Origin of the sequence: Streptomyces sp. NPDC005761 (genome assembly GCF_040630635.1) — a bacterium.
Lineage (GTDB): Bacteria > Actinomycetota > Actinomycetes > Streptomycetales > Streptomycetaceae > Streptomyces.
The window spans coordinates 60,168-71,003 of sequence record NZ_JBEXXX010000044.1; the positions used below are offsets into that span (position 1 = coordinate 60,168).

General features: G+C 68.6%; 8 protein-coding genes. 7 read left to right on the forward strand and 1 reads right to left on the reverse strand.

What is annotated here, in order from left to right:
- Window positions 1-72 precede the first annotated feature (72 nt).
- From ABZ434_RS29845 to ABZ434_RS29865, 5 genes are all read left to right on the forward strand, one after another.
- Window positions 73-1,602, forward strand: coding sequence for a family 43 glycosylhydrolase (locus ABZ434_RS29845; RefSeq protein WP_359143069.1), 1,530 nt, complete (start codon window positions 73-75; stop codon window positions 1,600-1,602).
- Window positions 1,603-1,658: 56 nt separating this feature from the next.
- Complete coding sequence (locus tag ABZ434_RS29850; RefSeq protein WP_359143071.1) at window positions 1,659-3,437, forward strand: glycoside hydrolase family 3 N-terminal domain-containing protein; 1,779 nt, start codon at window positions 1,659-1,661, stop codon at window positions 3,435-3,437.
- Between the two features lie 29 nt (window positions 3,438-3,466).
- Complete coding sequence (locus ABZ434_RS29855) at window positions 3,467-4,411, forward strand: alpha/beta hydrolase fold domain-containing protein (RefSeq protein WP_359143073.1); 945 nt, start codon at window positions 3,467-3,469, stop codon at window positions 4,409-4,411.
- Between the two features lie 91 nt (window positions 4,412-4,502).
- On the forward strand, window positions 4,503-5,636 hold the full coding sequence (locus ABZ434_RS29860; RefSeq protein WP_359143075.1) for an aromatic ring-hydroxylating dioxygenase subunit alpha: 1,134 nt from the start codon (window positions 4,503-4,505) through the stop codon (window positions 5,634-5,636).
- A 1-nt stretch (window position 5,637) separates the two neighbouring features.
- Complete coding sequence (locus ABZ434_RS29865; RefSeq protein ID WP_359143077.1) at window positions 5,638-6,642, forward strand: PDR/VanB family oxidoreductase; 1,005 nt, start codon at window positions 5,638-5,640, stop codon at window positions 6,640-6,642.
- A gap of 224 nt (window positions 6,643-6,866) precedes the next feature.
- Here the strand turns inward: ABZ434_RS29865 and ABZ434_RS29870 are convergent, their stop codons facing one another.
- Entirely contained in the window at window positions 6,867-7,562 is a 696-nt protein-coding gene (locus tag ABZ434_RS29870; RefSeq protein WP_359143079.1) for a TetR/AcrR family transcriptional regulator, read from the reverse strand.
- A 301-nt stretch (window positions 7,563-7,863) separates the two neighbouring features.
- On the opposite strand from ABZ434_RS29870, the gene ABZ434_RS29875 reads away from it, so the two are divergent.
- Together ABZ434_RS29875 and ABZ434_RS29880 are read left to right on the forward strand one after the other, a co-directional pair.
- Window positions 7,864-8,862: a hypothetical protein gene (locus ABZ434_RS29875; protein ID WP_359143081.1), complete on the forward strand. Its 999-nt coding sequence runs from the start codon at window positions 7,864-7,866 to the stop codon at window positions 8,860-8,862.
- Window positions 8,863-9,093: 231 nt separating this feature from the next.
- The gene (locus ABZ434_RS29880; protein WP_359143083.1) at window positions 9,094-10,584 is read left to right on the forward strand and encodes an MFS transporter; all 1,491 of its coding nucleotides are present in this window, start codon (window positions 9,094-9,096) and stop codon (window positions 10,582-10,584) included.
- The last annotated feature ends 252 nt before the right edge of the window (window positions 10,585-10,836 follow it).

Here is a 10,836-nt window from a genome sequence, read left to right on the forward strand (position 1 = left end):
GGTCCTATAGTGTCCACACCCCAAAGCTGAACGACTGCTCAGTGTTCGGTCTGCTCACCACCAGGAGTTCCCATGGCCACGCCATCCGCCCTCGAGGACCAGGCCGCCGGTACTGACGGGGCGCGTCCACCCGCGGTTCCGATCGTTGCCGGCTTCTACCCCGACCCCTCGATCTGCCGGGTCGGCCAGGACTACTACCTGGCGAATTCGTCCTTCGAATACCTGCCCGGCGTACCCCTCTTCCACAGCACGGACCTGATCTCGTGGAAGCAGATCGGCAACGCGCTGCAGCGCCCCGACCAGCTGGATGTGAGCCGGGCGGCCAGCAGCCTGGGCATCTGCGCGCCGACACTGCGCCATCAGGAGGGGACGTTCTGGCTGATCACGACCAACAGCGCCCAGGTCGAACGCGGCCACCTCCTGCTCAGCGCCGAGGACCCGGCAGGCCCCTGGTCACCGGCCCGGTACATCCCCGGAGTGATCGGCATCGACCCGGACCTTGCCTGGGACGAGGACGGCACCTGCTACCTGACCTGGACCTCCTTCGATCCCCGCTGGTTCGGCATCGTCCAGGCCACACTGGACACCACCACCGGCCAGCTCCTCGAAGAGCCCCGCCAACTGTGGCCAGGCACAGGGCTCGCCAGCCCGGAGGGCCCGCATCTGCTGCGCCGCGGCTCCTGGTGGTACCTGCTCCTGGCCGAGGGCGGAACCGAGCGCGGTCACTCCGTGACTGTGGCCCGCTCCCGCGCCCCTCGCGGCCCCTTCGAACCGCACCCCCACAACCCGGTGCTGACCCACCGCAGCACCGACCACCCTGTGCAGAACACCGGCCACGCCGATCTGGTCGAAGGCCCCGACGGGCAGTGGTCGATGGTGCATCTAGGCGTCCGCCCGCGTGGCGGTGGCCCCGGCTTCCACGTCAACGGCCGCGAGTCGTTCCTGGTCGGCGTCGACTGGCAGGACGACTGGCCCGTCATCGACGAGAACCGCTATAGCGTCCCCGCAGCCGACCACTCCTTCATCGACACATTCGACACCCCGACACTTCACCCCCGCTGGATCTCCCCACGGCGGTCCCCGGAAGACTTCACCGCCCCCGCGCCCGGCGGCGGTCTGCACATCGAAGCTACTGCCGAGCACAACGGCGCGCTGCTCACCCGCACCCGCGACGAGCACTGGCGCGTCGACGTCACAATAGCCACGGACGGCGGCGCGACAGCCCGGTTCGCTCTGCGCCTGGACGACACTCACTGGTACGCGTTGGATGCCGACGCCACCAGCGTGACCGCCCGGGCCCAGGTCGGGACCCTCGGTCAGAGCGTCGCGCAAAGCCCCCGCGACAGCGACGGCACTCCGGTGCACCTGTTCATCCGCACGAGGCCCGCGGTCTCCTCCCACCCCGCGCTGCCCACGGACCCGGACCTGATCGACCTCGGCCACCTCGACGGCGAGCAGGAAGTCGTCCTCGCCACGCTGGAGGGCCGCTACCTCTCCAGCGAGGTCGCCGGCGGCTTCACCGGCCGCGTGGTAGGCGTCCAGGCCCTCGATGCCAGCGCGCACCTGCAGCGCTTCGAGTACCGCACCACTTCCGCCACGTGACCCGCCCCGCCGCAGCAGCGGCATCCGCCGATGAAGCGCCCCGACCCAGGAGCACCGTGACAACCACCGCCGCGCCTGTCTACCGCAACGCCACCACCCCGCTAGCCGACCGTGTCGAGGACCTCCTGGCCCGCATGACCCTACGAGACAAAGCGGGGCTGTTCTTCCACGACATGGTCGTGCCCGGCCCCGACGGGCATCTGGCAGGTTCGGAGAACTTCCTGGGCAGGCCCGCCACGGTCGACGCTGTGCAGAACCTGCGCATGACGCACTTCAACCTCGTGGGACCGATCAACGACGTACGGGCCCACGTGCGCTGGTACAACCGCCTGCAGGAAACAGCCCTCGACACCCCGCTGGGCATCCCGGTCACGCTCTCCACGGACCCGCGCCACTCCTTCTCCTCCAACGCCGGCACCGCCGCCCTGGCCGGGGCGTTCTCCCAGTGGCCCGAAACCCTCGGTCTGGCCGCCCTGCGCGACGAGGACCTGGTCGAGCAGTACGCCGACGTGGTGCGCCGCGAGTACCTGGCCACCGGCCTGCGTGTTGCACTGCACCCGCAGATCGACCTGGCCACCGAGCCCCGCTGGTCTCGCTCAGGGATGACCTTCGGCGAGGACAGCGATCTCACCGGCAGACTCGTGGGCGCCTACCTGCGAGGTCTGCAGGGCGAGGAGTTCGGCCCCACGTCGGTCTCGGCGGTCGTCAAGCACTTCCCAGGCGGCGGCCCGCAGAAGGACGGCGAGGACCCGCACTTCCCCTACGGCAAGGAACAGATCTATCCCGCTGGGAAGTTCGACCACCACCTGCAGCCCTTCATCGCCGCGCTCCAGGCCGGAGCCCGGCAGATGATGCCCTATTACGGCATGCCGGTGGGCACCCCCTTCGAGGAGGTCGCCTTCGGCTTCAACCGGGACATCATCACCGGCCTGCTGCGTGAGCAACTGGGCTTTGACGGCATCGTCTGCACCGACTGGGGCCTGCTCACCGACGCGGTCATCTTCGGCCAGCCCGTGCCCGCACGGGCCTGGGGCCTGGAGCACCTGGACCCGCACGCCCGGGCCCTGCGGGCCCTGCACGCCGGAGCCGACCAATTCGGCGGCGAAAGCGTGCCCCACCTGCTGGAAGACCTGGTCGAACGTGGTGACCTGGAGGAGAGTCGACTGGACACCTCCGCGCGCCGGCTCCTCGCCGAGAAGTTCGCCCTCGGCCTGTTCGACCAGCCCTTCCTCGACGAGGACGAAGCCCTCGAAGTCGTCGGACACCCCGACCACATACGGCTCGGACAGGCCACCCAGCGCGCGGCCGTCACGCGGCTCACCGCAGCCCCGGTGACATCTGCAGCAGCCCTGCACCACTCCCCCGGCGACCGCCGTATCTACACCGAGGGCCTTTCGGCCCAGGCAGCCGCCCGGCTGGGACGGCCCGTCGACTCCCCCGAACACGCCGATGCCGCGGTGCTGCGCCTGCAAGCCCCCTACGAACCGCGCCCCGGAGGCTTCGAGGCGATGTTCCACGCCGGCTCCCTGGAATTCCCGGCACCTGAACGCGAACGGATCCTGTCCGTGTGTGAAACGGCCCCCACCGTCGTGGTCCTCTACCTCGACCGGGCTGCCGTGATACCGGAGATCGCGGCAGGTGCCGCGGCCCTCGTCGTCGACTTCGGCGCCGACGACGACGCAGTTGTGGACATCCTCACCGGCGTCGCCACCGCACGCGGCCTCCTTCCCTTCGACCTGCCCTCCTCGATGACGGCCGTCGAGGCCAGCGCACCCGACGCCCCCTTCGACACCCGCAACCCGGCGTTCCGCTTCGGTGACGGCATCACCGCCTGAGCGCAGCGCCCCTGCAACAGGAGACATACATGACGACGACGCGTCCGCGGCACACGCTCCATCCTCAACTGGCAGACCGGATAGACACCTTCGCCGACAACCTCGCGGCCGGCGACTTCCAGCCGCTCGATGAGCCCTACGGACCGTCCGAGGCGTGGGACCTGGCGATCGACGACCAGGAGATCCCGGGGCCGGACGCGCAGATCCCGGTGCGTGTCTACCGTCCCATCAGCCACGCGCAGACCCCGCGCCCCTGTCTGGTGTGGCTGCACGGCGGCGCCTGGGTCGGCGGCGACCTCGACATGCCCGAAGCCCACGAGACCGCCCGCGGCATCGCCGGACGAGCGGACGCCGTCGTCGTCTCCGTCGACTACCGCCTGTGCGGCAAGGACGTGCACTTCCCTTCCCCGCATGACGACACCGTCGCCGCCTACCGCTGGATCCGCGACAACGCGATGGACCTGGGCATCGACCCCGCCCGCATCGCCCTGGGAGGAGCCAGCGCCGGCGGCAGCCTCGCAGCCGGAGCCGCACTACGCCTGCGGGACGAGGACACAGCCCTCTGGCAGACCATGCTGATCTACCCGGTGCTCCACGCCCCGCTGCCCGAGCCCTCGGACGAACTGACCGCCGCCCTGGCCCAGCTCCCGGCCCCCTTTCAGATGCTCAGCAAGCTCCTCGACCAGTTGTTCGGCCCGTACCTGGGTGATCAGCCGATCGAGACGGCGTCCTCATACGCCTTCCCGGGCCTCGCGAAGGACCTGAACGGCTTCCCACCCACCTACATCGACACCGACGAGTTCGACCCGCTGCGCAGCAGCGGCGAGACCTTCGCCCACCAGCTCCACGCCGCAGGGGTGGACGTCGAGCAGGCGCTCTCGGCAGGCGTACTGCACGGCCACCTCAACCTCGTGGGCCTCGACGCCGCGCACGCCACCCTCGACCGCATGGCTGCCCGCCTGCGTGAGCGCTGACGCGGCCCCTTGGCCGTGCACGCCATCGCCTGCCGCCGTGGCCCTTGTTGTGACCCGCCCCACCAGACACCACTCTTTATAGGGAGTCCCCATGTCCCTGTTCGTCTCTCCTCCGTCAGACACCGCCACACCGACCACCGCGGCGGCGAAGATCTTCAACTACCCCCGCAACGCCTGGTACGTCGCCGCCTGGGACCACGAGGTCACCGGCCGCCAGCCGCTGGCCCGCACGGTTGCGGGAGTACCGCTGGCGTTGTGGCGCAACACAGAGGGCCGCGCGGTCGCCCTCGCCGACGCCTGCTGGCACCGGCTAGGCCCACTGTCCAAGGGCAAGATCCTCGGCGACGAGCTGCAGTGTCCCTACCACGGTATGCGCTACAACTCGACCGGCCGCTGCACCGGGATGCCCGCGCAGGAGACGATCAACCCCAGCGCGGCGGTCCCCTCCTACCCCCTTGTCGAACGCTACCGATACCTCTGGGTCTGGATCGGCGATCCAGACCTCGCCGATCCGAACACCGTGCCCGACATGCAGCAGATGGATGATCCCGCGTGGGCTGGCGACGGGGAGACGATCCACGCGGAGTGCAACTACCAGCTCGTCCTCGACAACCTCATGGACCTCACTCACGAGGAATTCGTGCATTCCTCGAGCATCGGCCAGGAGGAACTGTCGGAGGCCGAATTCGAAGTGACGCACGAGGGCGACACGGTGACCGTCGCCCGGTGGATGCGAGACATCGACGCCCCTCCGTTCTGGTTGAAGAACATGCGCGACAAGTTCCCGGGCTATTCCGGCAAGGTCGACCGCTGGCAGATCATCAAGTACGAGGCGCCAGGCACCATCCGCATCGACGTCGGTGTGGCGAAGGCCGGCACCGGTGCGCCCGAGGGAGACCGCAGCCAGGGCGTCAACGGATACGTGATGAACACGATCACCCCCGAGAGTGACCGCACCGCCCACTACTTCTGGGCGTTCATGCGCAACTACCGCCTGGACAGCCAGACGATCACCACCCAGCTACGCCAAGCGGTGCACGGAGTCTTCGGCGAGGACGAAGACATGCTGATGGCCCAGCAGCGCGCCATCGACACCAACCCCGACCACGAGTTCTACAGCCTCAACATCGACGCCGGAGGAATGTGGGTGCGCCGGATACTCGAACGCATGCTCGCGGCCGAGGGGCGCCCATCTTCCGTGCCCACCACCGGTCAGGGGGCCTGAAATGGCTGTACAGACCCAGGTTCGCTGGCAGCGGGCCCGGGTGGTGCAGGTCGCTGACGTTGCTGAGGGCGTGCGCCGGATCGTCCTGGAACCGGAAAGACCCCAGCACGCTGCACCGGGCTCGCACATTGACGTCGAGATGGGGGACGGTGCCCGGCGGGTGCGTTCCTACTCGGTTGTACGCTCCGAGGACGGCGGCCGTCGGCTGATCCTCAGCGTGCGTCTCTCCCCCACCTCGTCCGGCGGCTCGGCGGCCATGCACCGACTGCGGTCCGGGGACAAGCTGACCGTAACTGGTCCGCTGCAGAACTTCCCGCTCGCAGTCGGAGCCACCCGCTACGTGCTCGTCGCCGGCGGCATCGGCATCACCGCGTTGGTCGCGATGGCCTCCGCCCTACGCCGACGCGGCGCCGACTACACACTGGTGTTCGCCGGCCGCACCCGTCCCGTGATGGCGTATCTCGACGACCTGGTCGCCGAGCACGGCGAGAGAGTCCGTATCCACATAGACGATGAGGACACCCCCTTGGCGGTGGACGGCCTCGTCGCTGAAATCCGCCGGACACCCGCCGCCGCAAGCACCGAGCTCTACATGTGCGGCCCGATCGGGCTCATGAACGCCATCTCACGAAGCTGGGCCGTACACGACCTGCCGGCAACCAACCTGCGCTTCGAGACCTTCGGTTCCAGCGGCGGGTACCCGGCCCAGGAGTTCGTGGTGCGTCTTCCTCAGCTCAACCGGAAGATCACTGTCCCACCCGACACCTCGATTCTCGATGCCCTCGAGGCGGCCGGTGTCGAGACGCTCTCGGACTGCCGGAAGGGCGAGTGCGGACTGTGCCTGGCGAAGGTGGTCGAAGCTACCGGCACCATCGACCACCGCGACGTCTTCCTGAGCGAACCCCAGAAGGAACGCTCGAGCCGACTGTGCCTATGTGTCTCCCGAGCAGTAGCAACCGATAACAACCCCGAGGACCCCGCCGTCGTCACCCTCCACCTGTCGTGAGGTGGAGCCATATGCCCCATCACCCGGGCTCGGGCGCCCGCCAGCTCCGACCCTGGGGGTGGCAGACGCCTCAGGGCTCAGGTCGTCGCGCACGCCGCGAGTGGACGGGATGCCGGGCCGCCCCGTACCGCGCAGGACGGACAGCACCGGGTAATGCCTGCCGCTGGAGGTGACGGTCACTGGGGTCGAATGGGTGGGCTCCGCGCATGCGGCGGGACGGCCTGCTATCTGCTGGCGATGCCCGTGTGATCGGTGGTGAGGCGCCGGCAGAGGCTGTCGAGGTAGGTCAGGTGAGCGGTGTGAAAGTCGAAGGTGCCATCGGTGAGCGCCCACTGAATCTGGTAGCCGTCCGCAACAGCGAGCATCTCGTGGGCGACGGCACGGCCGTCGGTTCCCGGCACCAGGATCTTGCTCGCCACGCCGTGGTCGATGGCCTTGGCGATGATGGTGATGATGCGCTCGTAGCGCTCGCGGAAATAGGCGTGGGCGGGGTGGTCATCGCTTCCCGCCTCGGCGGCCAGCAGGGCGTACATCTGCATGAGGCCGGGCTGGGTGACGTTGAAGCGTGTCTGTTCGGCGATGAGGCGGAACAGCTCCACCGGGTCGGGCTCCGCGGGATCGAGACGGTGGAAGAACTGCTCGAACGCCTGGTTGTCGCGGGCTTCGAGGACCGCACGCAGGAGTTCCTGCTTGCTGCCGAAGTGATGCATCAGGCCGGTGGTGGAGATGCCCACGTCGGCGGCGATCTTCTGCGTGGAGGCATTGTGGTAGCCCTTGTGCGCGAAGTGGACGATCGCTGTTTCCAGGATGAGCCTGCGCCGCTCGTCCGCGGCCGCATAGGTGCCAGTGCGGCGGCGGGTACGTGGCTTCTTGGCTGCTCGGTCAGTGCGAGGCGCGGGCGGCTCAGCTGCGCTGGACATGCCTATGAGCATACGTGCAGGCCGCTGACCGACGGCAAGATCTACTTCAGCAAATACTTACCTTTTCGACTGTTTTTAGTTAGGGTCCCACCCCATCCGTCAACCGCGCAGGCGGCTACCCGCGCCCGGGAAGGCTCGACGATCGAGCCGGTCCCCGCGCAAGCACCGCCGCGCGACGGCTGCCCCTTCCCGCCTTCCTGGAGTGACAGTGCCCCGCCCTGCGCACAATACTGACCACCCGTTCGCCGACCACCTGCGATGGCTGGTGGGACAGCTCTCGACCCGGGACGGGTGGCTGGCAGTGCTGGCCACCCGTCGGCCAGAGCAGTTGCAGGCGTACCTCGCGGGCCGGGAAACGCCGCCGTGGGACGTAGTGGACCTGCTCCTGACGGACTACGAGCGATTCCGCAGCCCGGGCACCGCGCTGCGGGAGCGCACGTGGGCCTTGTATACGGACGTGCAGCGGCCCAGGGGCGGCGCCCGACACCAACCCGCGCCGTCCTCATGGCAGGCCCACTCTCAGGATTCGGGCGGTGAGAGACGGCCGCAGGCGCCGTCGGCAGCTGACTTCAGAGCTGACGGACAGCACCCGGTTGCCGGGTGGACGCCGGATCAGCCGGCCGAGAAGGCACCTGATGGCCCGCCTCCGCCACAGCCGCGGCGCCGGACGGCTAGTGCAGCCCTGGCCGCGCTGGCCTTCGGCGCTGCGGCTTTGCCGCGGGACGCGTCGAATGCCGACGACGCCCCCATCCCGACCGGCGCCCTGCATCCACAGCTATTGGCTCGGGCCCGTACGACCGCTCGGCATCTGCGGGCTCTGCGCGCGGCCGGCGCGAGCGGTCAAGCCCACGCTGTACTCTCCGACGCCGCGGCGGTACCCCGCGACCTGCCCTTCCTCACTGCCGCTTTGGAGGAGGACGGGCAAGGGGCGGAGATCGCCACGTTGCTGTGGGAGGTGGCATCGTTGCCGGCAAGCGATCTCGCCCAGGCCGCCCAGGCGCTGAACGACGGCCGGGAACAAGCACATGCGGAGCACCTCGCACGCCTGGCCGCGGGCCGACCGCCCGCAGACGTCGCCGAGCTGGCGGGCGCACTGCTCAAATCCGGCCATCACGCGCTCGCCGACCACCTTCTGCGGAGCGTGATGAAGACCCGGCCGCGCCAGGATGTCGTCACCATGGTCGCGGCCCGCCCCGGGCTCAGGGCCACAGTGCTTGCAGCAGCACAGGCTGTCCCCGGTCAACACCACCAGGACCTGCTCTACGCTCTACGCGCAGCCGGTGCGCCTGGAGAGCCCTGAGAGCCATGCCATGGGGCGAGCGGCTCGCTGCACCCTCAACATCCATTTGCATATTTGAATCTTCGCTGCAGGCAACCTCGTTGGAATGTGACCCAGGTCACGTTGTTAAAAACCTGTAACCCAAACTGGTTTTAAGTTACGTTGCACGGCACCTGAACACTTCCCGCCACTTCGGTGGCTCCGGGCGGCCCGTTGAGTACGACCTGCCGCCCCCGTCCGGAAGGACACGCGATGACGCGTACTCCTGCGGCTTCCCCGCCTCCCGCCCCCGTTGCGGACGCGCCTCAAGGTGCCAGCACCCGCCTGGGAACCCGACTCACCATGGTCCTGCTGGCCATGCTGTGGCCCGCCCAGATGCTCACCGTTGCCGGCGTCTTCGCTGCCACCTCGCAAGGAGCCATCGCCCAGCACTTCCAGACCGCCCAGATCGCTTGGTTCACCACGATCTACGCCCTGGTCGTCACTCTGGCCACGCCGTTCGTGGCGAAGGCTGGTGACCTGTTCGGCCGTAAGCGGGTCATGCTCGTCATCCTCTCCGCGGGTCTGATCGGCGACGTCATCGCCGTCCTGGCCCCCAACTACGAGCTCATGCTCGTCGGCCGGGCCATCGCCGGCCTCTACGGGCCCATCGCGGCCCTGGTATACGCCTCGGCGCGCGACGTCTTCCCGCCCCGCCACGTCGGCATGGCTACCGGTCTGATCGGCAGTTCCGCCGGCATCGTGTTGGTGCTGTGCCCTCTGGCCGCGGGCTGGCTGCTGGACCACACCGGTTTCCACGGCGTGCTGTGGGCTCTGGCCGCGGGCATCGCACTCGGCCTGCTGTTGGTGTGGCTGTTCATGCCGAACATCCCGCCCACCGAACAGCGCGTTCACTTCGACTGGGCGGGCGGCCTGCTCCTGGGCGGCTCCGCCACGGTTCTGGTCTACGCCCTCGGCCAGGGCAGCACCTGGGGATGGACCGACACCCGGATACTCGGCCTGTTCGCCACCTGCATCATCCTGGCCATTGCCTTCGTGCTCGTGGAACGCCGTGTGAAAGAGCCCCTGCTCGATGTGCGCATGCTGGCCCGCCCCAACGTCGCCACCGTCCTCGCCGGTTCCGCGATCGCACAAGGCACCTTCTTCGCGGCAGGAACAATGGTGGTCTTCGTCGCGCTCTACCCCGCCATCCCCGGCGTATCCGACGGACTGGGCTGGTCAGGCACCCATAATGCCCTGGTCGGAACCCCAGCCGGTCTCCTGGTCATCATCGTCGGTCTCATCGCCGGTGTCCTCACCCGCAAGATCGACCCGCGCCTGCCCTGGCGCGCCGGCCTGCTGATCACCACAGCCGGCCTGATCAGCCAGGGCTTCTTCCACCAGACCGAACTCCAGATCATCCTCGCCGGCTGCCTGACCAACCTCGGAGGCGGGCTGGTTCTGTCCTGCGCCGGCATCCTGCTGCTGGGCGCGGTCTCCCACCGCGAGCAGGGACTGGCCAGTGGCATGGCCGTCATGCTCATGAACCTCGCGCAGGCTCTGGCCACCCAGTTGATGTTCACAGCGCTGAACAGCGACCGCAACATCCTCAACGGCACCGCCTTCTACACCGACGAAGCCCTCAGCAACGCATACTTCACCCTCGCGGGGTGCATGGCCGTCGCTCTGATTCTGTCCTTCTTCATGCCACGGGTGCTGCGCCCCGACCAGGTTGACACCGGGGCCAAGGCGGTCACGGTCTGACCCTATGCGGGGTGCGTGAGTCCTGACCTCTCACGCACCCCGGCACGCCCACCACTTGACCCGGACCGCCGTCCGCCGTGTCCGCCCCTGCTGGCCATGACCGGCAGCCCCGCCCCGGCGCACCGCCCAGCCCGCCTTGAAGGAGTCCTGTGTCCCCCTGTCGGCGTACACGTGAACGCACATAGCCGCGTACGGATGAACGTGCAGAGTTCTTGATGTGCTGAGTGCCGGCCCCCGGCACGCTGCTGCCTG